Source organism: Paraburkholderia unamae, from assembly GCF_003268775.1.
Lineage (GTDB): Bacteria > Pseudomonadota > Gammaproteobacteria > Burkholderiales > Burkholderiaceae > Paraburkholderia > Paraburkholderia unamae.
In genome coordinates this window covers 211,156-230,385 of the sequence record NZ_QLSU01000015.1, presented here as the reverse complement: position 1 = coordinate 230,385, position 19,230 = coordinate 211,156, and the positions used below count along the sequence as shown (strand labels likewise).

Below are 19,230 nucleotides of genomic sequence, written 5' to 3'. Positions count from 1 at the left end.
CTTCCCATCCCGAACAGGACCGTGAAACAACTCCACGCCGATGATAGTGCGGATTGCCCGTGTGAAAGTAGGTAATCGTCAGGCTCCTTATGCAGTAAAGTCCAGAACCCCGGTGTCTCCGAAAGAGAGCCGGGGTTCTGGCGTTTACGCTTCGGCTACGCGCAGAATCATTGCGGCAGTTTCACCACTCCCGTACGCAATCCGGCAATCGTGTAGCTGATGATGCGCGACACCAGGCGTGTCAACATCTCGGCTGCCTGCGGGTTGGGGGCGGGCCCGTTTGTGCCCGGTCGTGCCGTTTTCAGAAACGCGCCCCACCACGGCACCGATTGCTCGAGCAGCGAGGCTGGGTACACACCCGGCGACGTCGGCGCCGGATTGATGGCAATCGCGACCGCTGCGCCAACCTGCGCTGGTGTCGGGTTGATGCCGCTTATCTGACCGGTGATCAAGGCCAGCAGTTCGAGATTGCCCTCGACATTCGGCGGCTCGTTGAGCGGCGCCGCTTTCGTGTAGACCGGCCGCGCGGCGATCCGCGGCGGGATGCGTTCGACGTAGGTCACACGGTGCAGCACGCGCCAGGCGGGGCCGCTCGTGTCGAGCTCGCGCATTGCGCGCGCCGCCGGATCGTTCGACTGCGCCTTCCACACCGGGTCGACAACCTTGGCGAACCCGTCCGCGTTCTCCTGGCTGGCTGGTAGCAGGAAGCTGAAGAAGCGGTACTGGCGCACCTTGCCCGGGCACAGGCCCGGCGCGAACGCGCCGGTGCCCCCACCGTAGTCAGCGCCCGCACTGGGGTCCCAGGCCGGGAGATAGGACTCGCCGTCCACCGTGACGTCGAGCGTGACCGACTGCTGCTTGTCACTCTTGAGGCCGACGTGAACATCGACCATCTGCGTGACGAGCAGATCGAGCGAATACGCGAAGCCGAGTTCGAAGAAGAATTCGCCCTGTGCCTTGAGCCCGCCACCGCCCCCACGGTTGCGCCAGCCCGTATAACTGCGCGACGACACGCTCGCGAAGCTCTGCGACTCCGTATGCAACCCCTTGTCGGCGCTCCAGACGTAGCGGTTGGCAATGCCCGTGACGGGCAAGCTGCCCTGATTGCCGCCGCCCGGTTCGCTGTCGAAGTCAACCGGCAGGTTCGCCTTGGCGTCGTTCAGGCTCGCGTTGCCGCCCTGGTCGCGTCCTTTCCAGTCGAACTGAGCGGCATAGGCTTGCCGACGTTCGTTCTGCGCCTCAAGAGACGCGGCGAGCGCATAAGCCTCGGTTGGCTGGAAGTAACTGCGGTGGGGGGCACCGGCGTTGCCGGTCGAAGGGTCGTCGACCAGTCCGACCTTGCCGTCGAGCGAGCCGTTCTTCGTGTAACGCGGGTTCATCGGAAACAGCAGCAAGTTGCGGTCGGGCGGAATGGCCAGGTTGGGCACGATTAGCGTTCCGACAGCCGCGCCGCTGGCGTGGTAGACCATGGCGAACAGGTCGGCGACGAGCGATTCGACGAGCGCGTAGCCGAGATTCGCCGGCACGAAGCGCCTGCCCACCTGCGGATTCAGATAGCGCTTTGCATCGCCCTGGAACGTCTCCCAGTCACCCTTGACCGCGACCATATCTTTCTGGACCGACGTCCACTCTCCCGAAAGGTCGGTGCCCTGGGTATCGCCATACGTCGCCTTGGTCGCGGCCACCGCCTGCACGGTGGATTTCAGGTCATAGGCCTGCTTGTTGATGAGCAGGATGCTCCAGTCGGCGCGGCTCTCGATGCCGAACAGACCAATCGCGGCCTTGAAGTCGATGTCGACGGTCGTTGTCGTGCTCGAGCTGTACGCGATCTTCTGGCTGCTCTGCTGGGTGAGCGTGACGGATGATGTGCCGTTGTAGGCGGTGTAGAGGGTGCTGGTTTGCGACAGGTAGTACGGGCGCGACAGGTTCTCGCTCGGCACCGGTGGCGCTCCCTCGATGTAGCCGATCAGCGTCGGGTCGGTCTGCACCTGGCCGACGTAGATCAGGTCGAGCAGCCCCAGCTCGATCGGCCGTTCGGGGGCGGCGTTGGGGTCGAGCACATAGGCGCGTTCGAGTATCGCCTTGCCCTGGCGTGTGCCGGCGGCGGTGGCGACCGCGTAGGAACCCGCCGCGACGCGTCCGGGCGTCGACGCGCAGAGGTAGGTGAGCGCGCCGCCATACACGTTCTGGATCAGCGCCCCTTCGTTGCTGACGGGAAGATCACCGGGCAGCAGACGGCCAGCGCCGATCGCCGGAACAGGGTCATTGCCGCCGCCGGTCTGGTCGATGCCGCCGTTGCTGAAATTCCAGAATGCGAGCAGGCCGGGCTCGTCGCCCGCACGCGGCGTGTACTGTTGCCCGCGTATGGTCGCGAGGTCGCGGGCGACGCCCCACAGGCTCAGCGAGCCGAGCCGGCCCACGAGCCCATTCACGCCGCTCTCGAGCGGTTTGCCAAGGGTGAACTGCGAGTTCGTGGCGGGCGTGAGCGTCCCCGCGTAGGGCTCGATACTGACGACCGGTGCGCCGTTGGCGACAAAGTGCAGGGTCGAGGTGTCGTTGAGATTCGTCCAGCATGCCGACGACGTCAGCACCGCATCGCTGTTGCCAATCGTGTCGGCCGCGACCACGCCCTCGCCGTCGCGCAACGCCCACTCGGCAGCGAGGCCCGCAGGCGGCCCGAAGGCGAGCCGCGTCGGCTGGAGTTCGGGAAACAGGTTAGCGACGCTCGCGGCCGCGCTCCAGTAGCGCAGCCGCCCGAGCGTGCCGCGAAACAGGCCGTACGACTCGACCGGTTGGTCGGCACCGTCTGGTGCGAGGTTGGTCCGGCCAATGAGCACGTCGGTCTGCGACGTGGCGAGCTGAAGCACGCTGGTCTTCACGGTCCCCGTCTTCGTGCCGATCGGTTTGCCGCCGGCGTAGAGGGTCATCGTGTACGAGGCCGTCGAACCGTCTTGCCGTGTGGCTGAAACCCCGCTGAAGACGGCGGCCACGTGCCGGACTGCGCCGTCGGCCAGGTTGATCTGCGCACTCGTCACGGTATCGGTTTTGGTCGCGCCGAGGTCGGTGTCGATCATCTTCACGGTGAACGTCAGATTGCCTTTGGCGTCCACGGCGAGCTGGTAGCACTGGTCGGCGGGCGACTGGTCCCATGCCCAGTGGGCAACGATGGTCGCATTCTGCGCCGTGGCGGCGGGCAACTGGACCCACGCGTCGAGGGCGAACGACGATCCCGGATTCAGATCGCCGCCCGGACAGCGCGCCCAGTCGTAGCGGCCGGCGTTAAAGCGTGTCGCCGGATTCAGGTTCAGCGCGCCGCCGGCCTGGTAGACCAGCGCGAAGTGGTTCCAGCGGTCGTTGGGCAAGGCCGCGTGGACTTCCACGGCGGGCAGGCCGGCGATGCTCGCGACGAGCGAGAGGAAATAGTCGTCGGCCACCACCTCAACGGGCTGTGTCCACTTGTAGTAGTCGGCGTTCCAGTCCGCGCCGCTGACTGCTGCGATGTTGACCAGGTAGTTGCCGGTCGGCCCGCCGGAGTGCATCCCCGTCATCGGCCAGCATCCGAGCAGCCCCGGTTCGTGGCCGGTGAGGCCGCTGAAGGCCGTGCGCCTGATCTCGGCGGCCGTGCGCTCGACACCCCAATAGCGCAAGGCGGCCACGCGGCCGAACAGGCTTACGTCGGTCGGGGTATTGGCGCCGACGATCAGGAAGGCGCCCCCCTGGTTCTGCTGCAACGGGACGTCGGTAAAGGTGCTGTCGACGATCGCGTTGATGAGCAGCACCAGTGACCAGGGACCATTGGGCTTGGGCTGCGTACCGATCACAGCGACGTGGGTCCACACCGGCAGGTTGCTGTTATTGACCGCCGGCACGATCGCCTTGCTGGTGTAGTCGTGGAGCGTCGAGCCATCGCCGCTCGCCCGCAGCACGATGTTGCGTGCAGAGTTGAGCGTGATCGCGAAGGCCGGCACCACCTGGTGCGGCAACTGCACCTGAACGATGCCACCTGATGCGCCGGCCGGTGCGGCCGTCGCATCCGGTTGAATCCAGCACTCCCAGGTAAACGAGGCGGCGGGCAGGAAACTCACGCTGGCCGAGGTGCCGGTCTGGAAGAACGAGGAATCGGGTTGACCGGGTTGCTTGGTGTAGGCGCCGAATTCCACCACGTTCTGGCCTTTGAGCCCGATGCGATAGTCGAGGGCCGGCACGGTGGGAGGCTGCTTCGTCACGCCGTCGTGGAAGGTCACGACGCGCTGCGCCACGCTGCTCGACGGTTGCAGCCACGCTTCGAGCGTCCATTCCGGCTGGGGCCGCAGGTTGATGCCCGGTGGGAGGGCGGCGTTGTTCGCGACGACCGGAACGTTGACGTTGTCCGTGCCATTGAACGTGCACGACATCGGCGCGGGTTGGCGGATCCACGCGCCGGCCGACACCGTGGCGCCCGCGTCCCTGAGCTTGCGGGTCGCCTTTTCGCGGATGCCTTGCGCCTGGAGATTTTCGATGTACGCGGGGATGCCTTCCTCGGGCGCATCGGGCACGCAAACGAACGCGCCGAGCCTGACCAGGCTGGCGATCGGTCCTTTCGGCTGGATGTGCTTCTGGGTGCCGGCCGTGAAGGTATCGACTCGCGCCATCCACCCGGCGAGGTCGATATCGGGAAGCAGCAAGTCGAACAAGGCGGCCATGCCGCGCAAGCTGAGCGCCCCGACCGCTGACACGGTGGGCAGCACGTCGCCGGCTACGCCGGTGATGTCGACGAGCAGACCCAATGCGGCGAACTTGTTATTGGCGGCAAGCGTTGCGGCGAAATCCTTGACGGCGCGCGGCACGTTCTCGATAGTGAACGCGCCGGACGGCGGCGTGAAGGTGACGGTGAGGCCGGGAGCCTTGGCAGGCGCTTCCACCTTGATCGTCATGTTGCTCAAGTCGGGCGCCGTGGCGGTCGGGCGCAACAGGAGCGCTGCATCGATCTGATAGGCGTCGGTGGCAAGTCCGAACAGGGTCGTCGTGCCTGGCCCTGCGACATAGGGGTACACCGTTGCATCGGCCGAGCCGTCAAAGAGGGCGGCCCAACCCGCGACCTTTGCGGGCACGTCGGGCCACACGGCGGTGATCGGCGCGCCGGTGGCCGGCCGGAAGGACAGCGTGACCTGAAGGCGCGCGCCGCTTTGCGCGACGGCGACGCTTTCCAGCGGGATCGTGACGCGCGGCGTCGTGAACGTGGCGACGGGCTCGAAGCCGACCGCCTGCTGCTGCGCCATCTGCAACGGCACCCGTGCGAGCGGAAGCGTGCCGGAGAAGTCGAAGTAGGGGCGTGAGCCGTCCAGTGCATCCGGGTCGGCGCTGTCGTCGGTGGCCTCGCCGTTCAGCACGCTCGAGAATGTGGCCACGTTGCGCGGCACGCCGTGCCATGTCTCGCTGCCCCAGCCGGTGGCGGCGGGGTAGGTCACGGTCACGTCGCACAGGTCGGGTTGCGGCGTCGTCCAGTTTGCATCGCTGATCCGCACGGTCGACCCTGACATGATCGGGCCGCTTTGCCGGGCGACGAACCTGGCGTTGCCTGACGGCTGTTCGGTCGGGGCGGCGTACTTCCACGGGACCGCCAGTTCGAGCCGGCTCACGCGCGGGTCGAACTGCGCGACCATCGCGCGCGGCTGGCCGGGAACAAGCCCGCCCCAGCCGGAGAGCGCGTCGTTCACGGTGGCGAGCGGGCCGCCCGCATAGAGATGGACGAGCCCGTCCTCGGCCATCCGGCCCGTGAGGTCGGTATGCGGTTGCAGTTGCCCGAGCAGCAGCGCGGTGACGACCTGGCCGCCGATCAGATGCGTGACCCGCGGAGCCTGCGCCGCAGTCGGGAACGCGCTCGACTGCGTATCGGGCTTGAACGTACCGCCTTCGATGGAGCCATCGACGAGAACCAGTTCGGGCTGCACCGCCGGCATCGCGGGTGCGAGCCCTTTGGTGTCGAGGCCGAAGTCGTACACGGCAGTGGCGACCGCAAGGCCATTGCCGAGGCGCTCGCCGGACACGGCGAACGCGACCAGCAGTCGCGCGGCGCGTTGCACTTCGACCTGCGCACCCGAGGGATTTTCGGCTGGCTCCTGCTCAGCGTACATCACGATGGCCGGCGCTCGCGTGGCCAGAGCAGGGAGCACCTTGTCGCCTACCTTCGGCGTGAGCAGCGGGTAGGAGGTCGTGGACTCGGAGAAGTCCACGACGGTACCGTCGGTCTCGGTGATGCTCCAGAGCTGGAGGCCGGTGCCGCTCACGCAGGCGACATACCAGCGGAACAGGGCGGGATCGGACGTCGGCACCCGCGCGACATCGAAACCGGCGGCGGCACCGCGAACGTGGCTGAACTCGATGGTCGGCTCGAGAAACGGCGCGCCGGTCAGGTCGAGCGACGAAAGCGTATCCGTGGTGTCGAGCGGCCAGTCACGCACGCCGCTGCGTTGATAGCGGACCTCCCAGGCGCACTCCAGGCCGTATCGGGCGTATGCCGTGCCTGCGACTTCGTCGGTCCAGTGCCGTAGCACGAGGCGGTTCATGTAGAGCGAGCCGGCGGCCGTCGGGCGCAGCACCACCAGGTACGAACCGTCGCTGATCACCTGGAACGGGGCGTCCGCCGGAGTCAGCTTCGTGGCCGTGGTGGCCACCGTGATGAGGTCCATGCCCGCCAGCCGCAACTCGGGAGGCTGCTGCTCCTTCTGGAAGGCTTTGCCCGTCGGTGTGCTCGTGGGCGCGCCGGGGAAGGCGAAGCGATACCAGCCGCTCCAGACGCCTTCGCCGGTCGCCCCGCCGCCGCTTTGCGGATCGAGGACCTGAAAGTAGAGGGTCTCGTTCGGGGCCGCCGCCGCTCGTGCGAACGACAGCAGCATGCCTTTGTGAGAGACCAGTTGCGGGGCGGTGAGCGTAACGCCCCATGCATCGCTGGATGGCCCGCTCTCGTAGTTAGACATTCGTCACCTTGGCTAACGTAACCGTCGGGTTGAGATAGGTGTAGCCGTCCACGCTCGGGTCGGTGTTGGTCGCCGTGGCCGTGTAGCGCGCGGCGTTGCCGCCGCTCAGTCCGACCGTGAACGTATGGGTGAATTTCGTGTTGAGGAAGTACGTAATGACGAGCGTGGTCTGGCCGTCAGCGAGCGTGTACGTGCACGTGCCTCCGACGCCCGTGCCCGAGAGCTTGGTGCTGTCGGCCTCGAACGCCTCCACGCTGCTGCCGCTCTCGATCTTGTTCTTCTTGATTTCGATGGTTCCGTTGCTGGGATCGCTGGTGGAGTAGGTCAGCGTGCCGCCGGACTGGTTGTCGATCGTGGGGTAGACATAGTCGTACACGCCATACTTGCTCGGTCGCCCGGTCAGGACGTTGCGCACGAGGCCTGCGAAGGCGGGTGCCGCCACCCCGGCGGGAGCCTTGCGAAAGGCGTGCGGCAACTCCGAAGGCGTAATCACCAGGATTCCGGACTCAGGCTCGTAACGGTAGTCGGCCTTGAAACAGTCGCCGGCCAGCGCGCCGGCGTTTCCGGAGAAGCCTTTGACGCCGCTGCGCTCGAGATACCGGGCGACATGGGCCATCTGCTCAGGGGTCACCCCTTCCAACTTGATGCTTTCCATTGCTGTACTCTCCGTGCGTGAGGTGTACAACGACATATCGGGTATGTCGCTGCACCAAGGGTTGTGAAATCGATGGCTCTCAGTCGTCCCAGCCGCGACTGCCGAGCGTTCCAGCCAGGTTTGTGTACTTCTCTCACGCGCGCGGCGAGCCGGGGCTCCGGAAAACCGGAGTCGCCGCTATCGCGAGAAAATGCTGGGTGAAGGTGGTAAGCTAAAAAGAAATTTAATATTAGTAATCCTGCATTTATTATCTGGAATGCATTCTTCCCTGTCGTTGTGCCTGCTGGATTCTTTATAGAGTACAGATCCGGCTAGATGTAGATTTTTTTTCGAGAGCCCCCGATCGCTGTCGGTTAATTATCATTCGTGTAATGCGTTTTAATGTCTTTTACGCGGCGCGCATAAGAACGCTCAAATATTCGATAAAAATATCTCCACGGATGCTACATTTTTATGAAATCTAAGCGTCTCAGGTCACTGGGGGCCTTGCGGGAAAACTTCGAACACGGAACACTTGTGGAGCCGCTTTGACCCAGTCTGTAGCTGCTGCTGTCTCGACCGCACGTCCAGTTCTACGCCACGCTAGTCGACGCCAGTCGACGCCAGTCGACGGAAGGCAGACTGCTCTGTGTCGCGTCATGAGCCTCTTTTTGCCGAGATGCGAGGCGCTGACAGATTTGAACCGCAACGCCTTCTTTCAAGGGGTAAGATTCTGAGAGAAGTTCGCATACCTAATCACATAGGAGTGGTTATGGGGTAAACCAGAGCGAGTGTGGACCGGATCAGTCGTGATGCAAAAGCAGCTCGAAAATTCTCTTGCGCTTCCGTATGTTTGTACCTAGATTTTCATCGAAGAAGCGGACTTCTCTAGCTTTGCTTGCCAGAAATGTTTCTGAATGAAAGTGATAACTCCACGGAGGTTTTCAGTGACTTCATTGAGAATCAACACAAGGAGAGGGCAATGAGCGACAGCAAAACATACAACGGGGTTACGCCTGAAATCTTCTCATGTCTGAAAACAAAATCGAAGCGGGATCATGGGACCATTTATGATCCAGCGGAGGGAAATACCGGCACGGCATCTACGAGTGGGGTTGGGTGGGCCGTCAAGCTACAGTTTAATTTCAATCCGGAAGGCGGCCAGTTGCAGTACACCGTACTTGAAAAGAGTTGGATAGTTCCGGTTGGAGAAATTTGGAGTGGAATTTCAGATACCATAAATAGCTGTCGATAATTCTTTGAACGTCTAATATGGCTTGACGCATAGCGACCAGGTTCTTCATGCGTGAATGTCAGGCGCGGCGTTGATGGTGGGGCGGGGCATTCGATACAGTCGCCGGAGGGCAAGTTGTCGGCCTAAGCGGACCTTCGCAGAAAGGCAGCGGTGCGTCGGCTACAGGCAGGTTGACTGCCGTTCACACCTGCGCGACCACAAATGTCCGCTCTCGCTGCCGTCGAACGGGTCCTCACGACCCGAAGCGGCCAATGCCATCAATGCACCTGGACTGGCTGCTTTGTGAGCGAAAGCAGCCAGTCTCAGCGGCGCGGTTGATGCGCTTACCCCCCATTTTTCGATCGGGCGAAGTTTCGACAGCGTTGCTCATGGTGAATTGCCGTTCGCTGAAGGACCGCGCGAGCATACACACTCGTGGTGCAGCGACTTTTAGCACTGGGACGACTGCTCAGAGATGGGTGAATTTCAACGCTCAAGGCTGGAGCGTGCGCGCTGTGACGATCCTTTGCAAAGCAACCCGCCTGCCACTCCTGCCGTGCATGAAACGACCACGGCGCCGACCAGGAATACTGACCCAAGCCCGGTATGCCCGCCAACCCAGCCTAACGCGGGACTGCCGACGGCCATCGCCACATCGAGGAAAGCCGTGTAGATGCCCATCGCCAGACCCTGGTTCTTCGGTGTCGTTGCGCTTACCACCTCGACTCCGAGTCCCGGATAGACGAGCGAATAGCCAAAACCCGCAAGTGCCGCCCCCGCAGACGCAATGAGCGGCGTTTTCGCAAGCCCGATCAAAATCAGGCCCACCGCCTGGATGACCACAAACACCAGAGCGACCTTCGCGCCACCGAACCGGTCCGGTAGATGACCTGCGAGCGCTCGCGCGAGCATCAGCGCGAGGCCAAATGCGGTGAATGCCATCCATACCGGATGCCAGTGCATGTCGCTGTAGAGCAGCGAACTGAATGCGAGAATCGCGCAGTAGCCGATACTCGCGAGTGCGGCGCCAACGCCTGGCAGCCATACAGCGCTCATGACTGCCTTCAGCGACGAACGATCCCCATGGGGATGCGGTGCGACTGATGGCACCCGGGTGAGGTACAACAAAACGACGAGTGGCAGAACAGTCGTGATCAAAGCGACGGCAATAAAACCGACCGATGCATAAAGAACGGAGCCAACAGGACCTCCAAGGGCCATCGATGCGAACATCGCCGTGCCGACCCAGGCGATGACCTTACCGGCGTGCTCCCTGTCAACAAGCCGGAGTCCCCAGGCGACCGCTCCGGTGATGATGAAACTCTCCGCTCCTCCGAGAACAGCGCGCGCAATCAGCAGATTCGCGACGGAGAGAACGGGTACCTTTACGAACGCAAGCGACAGCAGATAGAGCAATCCTGCCACTACCGCGCCAATCAGTCCTGTCACAACACCCTGTTTCGCACCATGACGGTCGGACCAGGAACCTGCCCAGATGCGGGAGACCAGTGACGCGGCGAACTGTGCGCCCGCAACGAGCCCGACGACAAAGGTATCGAACCCGAGGTCGTTATGGACGTGCAAGGGTAGCACCGGGAGCGCGACACCGATTATCACGAAGCCGACGAGTACGGCAGCCATGATAGGCATCAGCGTCAACACTACGGAACCTTCCCTCGCCTTTGTGGAAACGATGTCTGACATTGCAGGACTCCTTACATCCTGTAACCGGGCTTCTTGAGCAGGATGTCGGGGCGGCCCTGAATGTCAGGGACATAGACATCAACCTTCCATCGGCTTGCATCGATCTCCTCGAACGCGATAGACACCGATTCCTGTCCGTACCCGAGGATGGACATCACATCGCGCGTAATCGCATCTGCCAGTTTTTGCTTCTGCTCTTCGGTCTTTCCGGGCCATGCCTTTACGATGACATGTGGCATTGCTTGAATCTCCATGGGTTGAACACGGGTCGAATCGGCCAGGGAAGGCCGCTCTTCGACGCTATCAATACACCTGGCTCGTCGGCCTGAAGAGCACTTCGTTGATATCGACGTCTTCCGGCTGGCTGATGGCGAACTCGACCACGCGTGCAAATGAGCTGGGCGGAATGGCCCTTTCATAGGTCTTCGCCATTCCGGCAGCGATATCACTGTCTGTAATCGTGCTGATGAGTTCCGTTGCGACAGCGCCGGGCGAAACGATTGTCGTGCGAATGTTCCAGGGTTTCACTTCCTGGCGCAGTCCCTCTGAAATGGCTCGGACCGCCCATTTGGTACCCGCGTAGACCGAGCCACCGGGACCCACCTTGTGCCCGGCAACAGAAGAAACGTTGATGATCTGACCGGACATCTGCTTTTGCATGTGCGGCAGCACGGCGGCAATGCCATACAGAACACCCTTGATGTTGACGTCAATCATGCGGTCCCATTCGTCGACCTTCAGCTTGTCGAGCATCGAACTCGGCATCAGGCCAGCGTTGTTCAGCAGGACATCGACGCGCCCGTGAAGGGTTACGGCACGCTCAACGAGTGACTTCACCTGGCTACGGTCGGTCACGTCCGTTTTCTGGATGGCCTCGGGGTTGAGGCGAAGTTCGCTCGCCAGCGTTTCGAGGCGCTCAATGCGACGCGCGCCGAGCACGACATGAGCACCTGCCTTCGCGAGGTGGCGCGCTGTTTCCGCACCCAGGCCACTACTGGCTCCGGTGATGACGACGACTTTGTTCTGGATACCTGATGACATGATTCGATTCCTTTGGGGTTATAGTCGACTGTTATTGCGCCGCGCGCGCTTCGAAGACCGAGCGGACGACGGGAACGGCTGAGAAAGCGTTTGGCCAGCCAGCGTAGTACGCGAGCTGGTTCACGACCTCGGAGGCCTGCTCACGTGTCAGGCCGTTATCCATCGCCTTGTTCAGGTGAAACGGAATCTGCTGGACCTGACCATTGGCAATCAACGCGCTGACGGTAACGAGACTGCGGTCTCGCGGCGCAAGTCCTGGCCGCAGCCACAAATCCCGGAACAGAACGTCGGTCGTGTCGCGCACGAGTCCCGGTGAGGCCGGCCCGGCACTGCTGGCTACGCGCGCCGCACGGTCCGCTTCGGCTTTCTCGTCTAGCGGAAGCCGCTCGACTAAAGCCTGGGGAAGCTGGTTCAGCGTGATGCCTCGGGCAGCAAAAACCTCCCTGGCGATGACGGTTGCCGCAATCGCATTGCCCCAGCCGGCATAGAACGCCAGATGCGTGATGATTTCCGACAGTTCCAGAGGCTTGACGCCGTTATCCAGTGCAAGCGTGAACTGTTCGGGCATCAAGACAACCTGATTGCGTGCAATCACCGCCGCGACCGTGACGATGCTGCGGTCACGGGCGGACAAACCAGGCCGCTTCCACAGGTCATTGGCAAGGTTCACCGTGGCATACCGGTCGAGCGCGGGTGACACGGCCAGGATGTCTGCTTCCGAAAGCGTGCCTCGTTGCGCCCCGACTTCCGCCTGAGCGGTCTGAGCGGTACCTGCGCCAAGTGAAAGTGCGAGAGCGATGGCGGTAGATGTCGTGGCGTTCATTCCGCTTCCTTCCTTATCGATATTGCTCGTCGGACACAGGCTCGAGCCAGTCAACGTTCTTGCCGTCCACCACGTAAGTCAGCGCTACGTGACTCATTGAGGTCGTGTCCGTCGCGCCGTGCCAGTGCTTCACGCCTGCGGGAATCCAGACCACGTCGCCAGACTCGATGACGCGGCGTTCCTGACCTTCCTCCTGTATCCAACCCATGCCTGCCGTCACAATCAGCAATTGACCTGCGGGGTGGGTGTGCCAGGTCGTGCGTGCGCGCGGAGCGAAATCGACCAGCCCGACATTGGCGCGCGTCGAATCATTGGGCGGGAGGAGCGACCTGACTGCCGCGTTGCCAGTGAAATTGCCCGGCTTTCCAGCCAGAACCTGCACTTCCGCGCTATGGCGAACTTCGATGCTGTCGGCGACAGCTGCACTCGACGCGATGCTGGCAGCAGTAGTCGCCACTGCGAGTACGTGTTTCATGATGACCTTTTGATGATTGGCGCTCCGAATCAAGCCGACAGCCCCGCATTGCAAGATGCGTCAGGTCGATGACGAAGCGGTAGCGAACGCCCTTCGACTTGATTCGCTCAAATGTCAGGTCAATCCGGCTGGGTTTGATGCGTTCGATGCCGGAGACGATGTGGCGTCGTGCGAAGGAGTCGACGAACGCCTGCATTTCCGCAATACCTCCGGTGCGCGACGCGCAAACCAGACCGCTCATTCAATGTACGCGACGCGTTAATCAGAAACTAGGTGCTAGAATCAGATTGGACCGATAAGCGGAGCTTCTTAATGGCCGGCGATAACCTGAATGACCTGGCGGCCTTCATGGTCGTCGCACAGGAAAGAAACTTCACTCGGGCCGGGAAACGTCTGGGCGTTTCGCAGTCGGCGCTGAGTCAGACGGTTCGTGCGCTTGAAGCACAGTTGGGCCTTCGGCTGCTCACACGCACAACCCGCAGCGTCGTGCCGACCGAAGCAGGTGAGCGCCTGATGGCGTCTGTCGGTCCGCGAATCGAAGAAATCCAGCGCGAGCTCGTGGTGTTGAGCGAATTGCGCGACAAGCCCTCTGGCGTAATCCGGCTGACCGCCACTGAATACGCGGCCGAAGCGGTGCTCTGGCCAGCAATCGCAAAACTGGTCGACGCGTATCCCGACATCAAGGTCGAGGTGCTGATCGACTATGGTTTGACCGACATTGTGAGAGACCGCTTCGATGCCGGCGTGCGACCGGGGGAAACCATTGCAAAGGACATGATTGCAGTGAGGATTGGGCCACCGATGCGGATGGCTGTAGCCGGGTCGCCTGACTATTTCAGGAAGCGCAAGCCGCCCCGGATGCCGCAGGAGCTGACGGGTCACAGCTGCATCAATCTTCGCCTCTCCAGTCACGGAGGGCTGTACGCCTGGGAGTTCGAGAAACGCGGGCGGAAACTGAACGTCAAGGTGGACGGTCAACTCGTGTTCAACAGCAGCAATCTCATTTTGCACGCCGCCCTCGAAGGGCGGGGGCTTGCCTATCTGACCGACGGGCAGATGGAGCCGTACCTTGCCGATGGTAGGTTGGTTCGCGTTCTGGAAGACTGGTGTGAACCGTTTTCAGGCTACCACCTCTACTATCCAAGCCGTCGACAGCCGACGGCCGCGTTCGCCCTTCTGGTCGATGCCTTACGGTATTCACCACAGAAGCGCTAATTTGATTCGGAATCCTTCTTGTCTTTGCGGAAATCCAGATCGAACCCGGCTTGGCGTTTCGTGAACGCCGACTTCTGAGGTAGAACCTGTCGTCTGGATATCGGGCGAAGTAGCGCACGAGCTGCCGTTTCTGGCTGCACCCCGCCAGTTGACGCATACCAGCGCGATGTGCGCCCGTCGACTCGTAAGCGCCGTTCGAGTGCTCCTGTTTTTGCAGGCGCGAACGCGTAAGTGAATCGTTCCCAGAGGGGGAATGCTCGCCCAGCAGCGTGGCGGATTCTTTGTACGATCATCCCTTTCCGCGCCCACTGCATCGACGAGAAACTGAAACGGCGTACCGACAAATGGGGCGAGGTCTTGCAGGACCCGCTGATAACCCTGGCCGCCGTCGACCGTCAGGGTCAACCACCCGATCTTATTCGAGCGCAACGTACTTCGTCTGACAAGTCCTTGATCAGGATTTTCAGTATTTGGGAATACGCAACAGACCCAGAAACGTCAGATTCACGGTTCCCGAAATCGTCGTGCCTCCGGTGTTACGACGGCGCGAAAACGACCGCACCGCGATCCTCAAAATGCTTGAAGCTCCGGATAAAACGATATAGCTGTCCGCCGATCTCCAGCCGGTTTCGTCCAGCGTGGGTTTGCTCCAGGATCTCTTCGGCCAGGGTTGCGGCAATGTTCCCGTGATATCTCAGGCGATCCTGATCTCGCCTGGCGTCGCCAACGTACACGGCACAGACGTCATTGCACTTCTGCATCATGATCACGCTACCGCCGGCGTTCAGGGACAGTTCGAGATATTCGGCCAACGTCAGAAGTGACTCAGTCGTCGTCATTGCGATTCCCCTGAAAGCACGGCTCCCGGCGTCGATCCAATGGGTGGTGGCATCGACGGGCATCCACTGAGGATAGCGCCACGCATTTCCGGCGCTCGCCTCCTCACCCGATTCAAACAGGCAACGCGGCGGACGGCGTCCCGGCCACGGCCTTCTTGCGCGAGACGGCACCGGTTCCCCATGCATGCGTCGCGAGGTGCTATGGACCACGACATCGATGGAGCAGTCTGGCACGGGTAGTGCCAATCCTCAGAGAATTACTTTGCGACAAGCACTTGCCATGGCGTCGTGGCATGTTTTTGATCGTAGTGCTTCTGGTCGGAGATGTCGATTCTTCGAGGGCAGCGTTGTTGCCGGCGCGGAGTTCAACTGCTTTCCTTCACAGGATATCCGCTGTTGTGCCGGGCGACGATGCGTCGGGGCGGCGTAGCTGAAAGCGCGGCATCAACGCTACCGCAATGCGCGCTTCGCCGATCATTGCCGGGGCCTGCTGGTTGTCGGCGCGGCAGCGCCCCGACGGGAACGGAAACTATCACCAGACACCGGCGTTCCCGCAGACAGAGCAGTCGCTCATTGCGTAACCTGGCGGGCAGGCGAAACGCCTGTCGCGTTATCAGCGATTATCCGGAGAGTCGATCGATGTCGCGAGGAGGGCGCCTCAGGACATCGTGTTTTGCACAAAACGGCTGTTGACGCGCAAACAGCATTGCCCGCGCATGCGACGGATGCCCATCGTTTCATCGAAGATTGACGCGCAGGGCACAAGAAAAACTGGCCCGCAGAACGGGCCACACAGCTGGATGCGACGCGCGCCGGTCAGACTGGCTTGATATTTGCAGCCTGCTTGCCCTTCGGCCCCATCTTCACGTCGAAGCTTACCTTCTGGTTTTCCTGTAGTGACTTGAAGCCTTCAGTCTTGATTTCGGAAAAGTGGGCGAACAGGTCTTCACCGCCGTCATCCGGGGTGATGAAGCCAAAGCCTTTCGCATCGTTGAACCATTTCACTGTACCAGTTGCCATTTTTTGAATCCTGTCGATGTTGAAACCTGAAATTGCGAGAATACCGCATCGCATGGAAGCGATCACCCGCAAGGACGACTTTTTTACCACGCCGGGATAATACCTGCCAATAAGCAGGTCCACGGACAGCACAAGTTTCGGCTTCCGGAGACCTTGCCACGGTGCAGACATTCAGGCGGATTCTGAAATGGAGCCGGGAAGGCGCTCGAGAAGAGTCGCAGAACCAAGGGACGCGTTGCGGATTCCTCCCTGGCCACACGCGAAAGCCCGGTCTCGGTCACCATTCTGGCGTGGGCTGGTGGCTGCCCGAAACCGGCTTCAACGCAGCGTTTCCAGACGGCGCTATCCGGTCCGGAACAGCGCTGCTGTCGTTTGTACCCCACATGCTTTCCCTGAAGAGCCCAGGATCGTGCGCCGACGCCTTGTGCCCAACGTCAACCGGCATGCCCCGCCCGAGCCGTGCACTATCGGCCAGCGCAACGGCTGCCATTCCCGTTCGATGGTTCCAACCCAGCTTTCCATTTTCATGGTGAGCAATCTGTTGGTGAGGAGTGCACCATTCTTTAGCGCACCTTCTCTCGACTTCCACTGTAACTTGCGGATTCTGGTGCGGTCCTGTCCCGCACATTCCAGCGACGGGCAAACTGCGGCGCGCAAGCGCCCCCAACCAGTTTTGCGGTTCGAACCCGGAGACTGAAGAGGGCGTGCTACCCTTGGTCGACGCGAATACCAGCGAAGCGGCGCTCGAGGATGAACGACACATTCGAGTTTTCTCAGGATTTCGAGCCGTTCCCCGAAGACCTGCCGAGAAAGCAGTGGCAGACAAAGTCGCTCGATTGCGCCATGGCCGATTACTGGGTGGCAAGCGATGGACTTGTCGCGCGCCGACAGTTTCTGAGTGACGGTTACCTTGCCAGCGACACAGCCTCCTTCACGGCTTATTTGTTCCACTTCCGAAAAGGCGTGAGACTCGACCTCAAAGTGGTTGTCGCTCAGGGTCGCATCCTGGCGCTTCGGCAAGAGCGCGAACCCGAGGCGGGGAAAGCGGTGGATGAGTGGACGATCCCCGTACCGGGTCCCGACGCTGAGCGTCACAAGTGATGCGGGCCGGATCGCAGGCGACGAGATAAAAGACGGGTAGTGGTTCCGCGCAGGCGGAGCCTGTCAAAAGGCCACGATCTGCAATAACGACCACCGTGGTGCTTCGCTCGCGCGTCGGCTTTTGTTAAACGCCTCCCGCACCGGCTGGCGCCTTGCCCCGGGACGTGCCACCGCTTCTATGTTCTGAACGGTTTTGCCCGTCGCTGTGGAGAGCTGCGGGTGGTCGGCGCGTTTTCGCAGGCGAGCGCTACGTTCACGAACGCGACGGGCGCGATTGGCACGCGGCGGTCCGGTCAGCAGGGCGGCGCTTGCTGTCGAGTGTCGCACCAGCCGCCAGGACGAGCGGCACGTCCTGGTCGATGTCTTGCGTTGGAGCGCGCTTGTCCGCACGATTACCGGAGTCCCTGGCGAAAGCGCGCGCTGCGCCTCCCAGGCAACACCGGCCGCCCGCCAGGGAGTCTCTCAGGCGATGCGCTACTGCTCTGCGGCAGCCTGCTCGCGCATGCGACGGGCCTCGTCGCGCAGGAACTGCTGGTAATCGTCCAGATCGCCGTCGAAGGGCTCGACGCCGCCCTTGGTGACCAGCCAGAACTCGTCACATACGGCGCGCAGCAGGGCCCGGTCGTGACTGACCAGCATCACCGTGCCTTCGAATTCGTTGAGCGCCATAGCCAGCGCTTCGCGTGTGGCCAGGTCAAGGTGGTTGGTAGGCTCGTCGAGCAGCAGCAGGTTGGGGCGTTGCCACACGATCATGCACAACACGAGCCGCGCCTTTTCGCCGCCGCTCATCGTGCTAACCGCCTGATGGACCATGTCGCCGCTGAAGTTGAAAGTGCCAAGGAAGGTGCGAAGCGATTGTTCGGTGCCACTCTGGCCGGGCGCGCGCATGTGCGGCGGCGTGTCCCTGGCAAGGCGGATCATGTGTTCCATCGGCGTGTCGAGCGGACGCAGCACGTCGAGTTCCTGCTGCGCGAAGTAGCCGATGTTCAGGCCCTTACCTTCACTGATTTCGCCAGCAATCGGCGCCAGGGCGTGCGCCACCGTCTTCACCAGCGTGGACTTGCCCTGGCCGTTGGCACCGAGAATGCCGATGCGCTGCCCGGCCAGCACGGAGCGGTTGATTCCCCGCACGATGACCGTGGGCGGCGTGCCCGGCACTGCGCCGGTCGGCGCGGGGTAACCGAAGCTCGCGTCCAGCATCGACAACAGCGGGTTCGGGACGTTGAGGGGCTCCCTGAACTCGAAGTTGAACTCTGCATCGGCAAGCACCGGTGCGATCTTCTCCATGCGCTCGAGCGCCTTGACCCGGCTCTGCGCCTGTTTTGCCTTCGAGGCCTTGGCCTTGAACCGGTCGATGAACTTCTGGAGGTGGGCGATCTTGTCCGCCTGCCTGGCCATTGCGGCCTGCTGCAACACGAGCTGCTCAGCGCGCATGTCTTCGAACTTGCTGTAGTTGCCGCCATAACGCACGAGCTTGGCGTTGTCGACATGCACCGTCACCTGCGTCACCGCGTCGAGGAATTCGCGATCGTGGCTGATCACGACCAGGGTTCCTTGATAGCGCTTGAGCCAGGCTTCCAGCCAGACCAGCGCGTCGAGGTCGAGGTGATTGGTTGGTTCGTCGAGCAGCAGCAGGTCGGACGGGCACATCAGCGCGCGCGCCAGTTGCAGTCGCATGCGCCAGCCGCCGGAGAAACTGTTGACCGGCTGGTCAAGCTGCGCGGCCGTAAAGCCCAGTCCCTGGATCAGCGCCTGGGCACGTGCGGGGGCATCGTGTGCGCCGGCGTCATGCAGGGCCATGTAGGCGTGCGCCATGCGCATGCCGTCGTCGCTGGCCTCGGCGGCGGCGACTTCCGCCTGCGCGGCGAGCAGCACGGTGTCACCTTCGACTACGAAGTCGGTCGCGCCCTGTTCCGTCTCCGGCATCTCCTGCGCGACCTGCCCCATCTTCCAGGCAGGGGGAATCGAGAATTCGCCGCTATCTTCGTGCAGCTTGCCGTTGAGAAGGCCGAAGAAGGACGACTTGCCGGCGCCATTGCGGCCGACAAGACCGATCTTTTCGCCAGGGGTGAAGGTGACGGACGCGCAGTCGAGCACGACATTAACGCCGCGGCGCAGCGTGACATTACGGACGGAAATCATAAGGAGCTACTTCGGAGAGGATTGGCATGATAGCCGACCGGAAGCA

14 protein-coding genes are annotated in these 19,230 nt (G+C 62.1%); 4 read left to right on the top strand and 10 right to left on the bottom strand.

The features are described 5' to 3' along the window. Nucleotides 1–167: 167 nt before the first annotated feature. Both C7401_RS24675 and C7401_RS24670 read right to left on the bottom strand, forming a co-directional pair. On the bottom strand, nt 168–6,956 hold the full coding sequence (locus C7401_RS24675; RefSeq protein WP_112174030.1) for a LamG-like jellyroll fold domain-containing protein: 6,789 nt from the start codon (nt 6,954–6,956) through the stop codon (nt 168–170). Beyond that, nucleotides 6,949–7,611, bottom strand: coding sequence for a hypothetical protein (locus C7401_RS24670; protein ID WP_112174029.1), 663 nt, complete (start codon nt 7,609–7,611; stop codon nt 6,949–6,951). Before C7401_RS24670 ends, C7401_RS24675 begins: the two co-directional genes overlap by 8 nt. A gap of 961 nt (nt 7,612–8,572) precedes the next feature. Between C7401_RS24670 and C7401_RS44485 the strand changes: the two genes are divergently transcribed. Then, entirely contained in the window at nt 8,573–8,845 is a 273-nt protein-coding gene (locus tag C7401_RS44485) for a hypothetical protein (RefSeq protein ID WP_146757992.1), read from the top strand. A 465-nt stretch (nt 8,846–9,310) separates the two neighbouring features. On the opposite strand, the gene C7401_RS24665 is transcribed toward C7401_RS44485, so the two are convergent. The 5 genes from C7401_RS24665 to C7401_RS24645 form a co-directional block, all read right to left on the bottom strand. Further along, complete coding sequence (locus tag C7401_RS24665) at nt 9,311–10,528, bottom strand: arabinose transporter (protein WP_112174028.1); 1,218 nt, start codon at nt 10,526–10,528, stop codon at nt 9,311–9,313. A gap of 11 nt (nt 10,529–10,539) precedes the next feature. Beyond that, entirely contained in the window at nt 10,540–10,767 is a 228-nt protein-coding gene (locus C7401_RS24660) for a tautomerase family protein (protein WP_112174027.1), read from the bottom strand. A 64-nt stretch (nt 10,768–10,831) separates the two neighbouring features. Then, nucleotides 10,832–11,569 carry an SDR family oxidoreductase gene (locus C7401_RS24655; protein WP_112174026.1) on the bottom strand — a complete coding sequence of 246 codons (738 nt, stop codon included), beginning with the start codon at nt 11,567–11,569 and terminating at the stop codon, nt 10,832–10,834. A gap of 31 nt (nt 11,570–11,600) precedes the next feature. After that, nucleotides 11,601–12,392, bottom strand: coding sequence for a carboxymuconolactone decarboxylase family protein (locus tag C7401_RS24650; RefSeq protein WP_112174025.1), 792 nt, complete (start codon nt 12,390–12,392; stop codon nt 11,601–11,603). A gap of 13 nt (nt 12,393–12,405) precedes the next feature. Beyond that, the gene (locus C7401_RS24645; RefSeq protein WP_112174047.1) at nt 12,406–12,867 is read right to left on the bottom strand and encodes a (R)-mandelonitrile lyase; all 462 of its coding nucleotides are present in this window, start codon (nt 12,865–12,867) and stop codon (nt 12,406–12,408) included. Nucleotides 12,868–12,922: 55 nt separating this feature from the next. On the opposite strand from C7401_RS24645, the gene C7401_RS44480 reads away from it, so the two are divergent. Beyond that, entirely contained in the window at nt 12,923–13,129 is a 207-nt protein-coding gene (locus C7401_RS44480; protein ID WP_146757991.1) for a hypothetical protein, read from the top strand. 50 nt (nt 13,130–13,179) lie between these two features. Further along, nucleotides 13,180–14,082, top strand: coding sequence for a LysR family transcriptional regulator (locus C7401_RS24640; RefSeq protein ID WP_112174024.1), 903 nt, complete (start codon nt 13,180–13,182; stop codon nt 14,080–14,082). Between the two features lie 536 nt (nt 14,083–14,618). Here the strand turns inward: C7401_RS24640 and C7401_RS24635 are convergent. Together C7401_RS24635 and C7401_RS24630 are read right to left on the bottom strand one after the other, a co-directional pair. Beyond that, nucleotides 14,619–14,921, bottom strand: a complete 303-nt coding sequence (locus C7401_RS24635; RefSeq protein WP_112174046.1) for an RNA-binding protein — start codon at nt 14,919–14,921, stop codon at nt 14,619–14,621. Nucleotides 14,922–15,737: 816 nt separating this feature from the next. Continuing rightward, nucleotides 15,738–15,941: a cold-shock protein gene (locus C7401_RS24630; protein ID WP_012406518.1), complete on the bottom strand. Its 204-nt coding sequence runs from the start codon at nt 15,939–15,941 to the stop codon at nt 15,738–15,740. A gap of 750 nt (nt 15,942–16,691) precedes the next feature. On the opposite strand from C7401_RS24630, the gene C7401_RS24620 reads away from it, so the two are divergent. Continuing rightward, entirely contained in the window at nt 16,692–17,042 is a 351-nt protein-coding gene (locus tag C7401_RS24620; protein WP_112174023.1) for a hypothetical protein, read from the top strand. A 474-nt stretch (nt 17,043–17,516) separates the two neighbouring features. Here the strand turns inward: C7401_RS24620 and C7401_RS24615 are convergent, their stop codons facing one another. Continuing rightward, entirely contained in the window at nt 17,517–19,184 is a 1,668-nt protein-coding gene (locus C7401_RS24615; protein ID WP_112174022.1) for an ABC-F family ATP-binding cassette domain-containing protein, read from the bottom strand. Nucleotides 19,185–19,230 lie beyond the last annotated feature (46 nt).

What these genes read in the sequence shown, in the direction of transcription:
- C7401_RS24675 (WP_112174030.1), bottom strand. Translation starts at nt 6,956, where the DNA reads ATGTCTAACTACGAGAGCGGGCCATCCAGCGATGCATGGGGCGTTACG.
- C7401_RS24670 (WP_112174029.1), bottom strand. Translation starts at nt 7,611, where the DNA reads ATGGAAAGCATCAAGTTGGAAGGGGTGACCCCTGAGCAGATGGCCCAT.
- C7401_RS44485 (WP_146757992.1), top strand. Translation starts at nt 8,573, where the DNA reads ATGAGCGACAGCAAAACATACAACGGGGTTACGCCTGAAATCTTCTCA.
- C7401_RS24665 (WP_112174028.1), bottom strand. Translation starts at nt 10,528, where the DNA reads ATGTCAGACATCGTTTCCACAAAGGCGAGGGAAGGTTCCGTAGTGTTG.
- C7401_RS24660 (WP_112174027.1), bottom strand. Translation starts at nt 10,767, where the DNA reads ATGCCACATGTCATCGTAAAGGCATGGCCCGGAAAGACCGAAGAGCAG.
- C7401_RS24655 (WP_112174026.1), bottom strand. Translation starts at nt 11,569, where the DNA reads ATGTCATCAGGTATCCAGAACAAAGTCGTCGTCATCACCGGAGCCAGT.
- C7401_RS24650 (WP_112174025.1), bottom strand. Translation starts at nt 12,392, where the DNA reads ATGAACGCCACGACATCTACCGCCATCGCTCTCGCACTTTCACTTGGC.
- C7401_RS24645 (WP_112174047.1), bottom strand. Translation starts at nt 12,867, where the DNA reads ATGAAACACGTACTCGCAGTGGCGACTACTGCTGCCAGCATCGCGTCG.
- C7401_RS44480 (WP_146757991.1), top strand. Translation starts at nt 12,923, where the DNA reads ATGCGTCAGGTCGATGACGAAGCGGTAGCGAACGCCCTTCGACTTGAT.
- C7401_RS24640 (WP_112174024.1), top strand. Translation starts at nt 13,180, where the DNA reads ATGGCCGGCGATAACCTGAATGACCTGGCGGCCTTCATGGTCGTCGCA.
- C7401_RS24635 (WP_112174046.1), bottom strand. Translation starts at nt 14,921, where the DNA reads ATGACGACGACTGAGTCACTTCTGACGTTGGCCGAATATCTCGAACTG.
- C7401_RS24630 (WP_012406518.1), bottom strand. Translation starts at nt 15,941, where the DNA reads ATGGCAACTGGTACAGTGAAATGGTTCAACGATGCGAAAGGCTTTGGC.
- C7401_RS24620 (WP_112174023.1), top strand. Translation starts at nt 16,692, where the DNA reads ATGAACGACACATTCGAGTTTTCTCAGGATTTCGAGCCGTTCCCCGAA.
- C7401_RS24615 (WP_112174022.1), bottom strand. Translation starts at nt 19,184, where the DNA reads ATGATTTCCGTCCGTAATGTCACGCTGCGCCGCGGCGTTAATGTCGTG.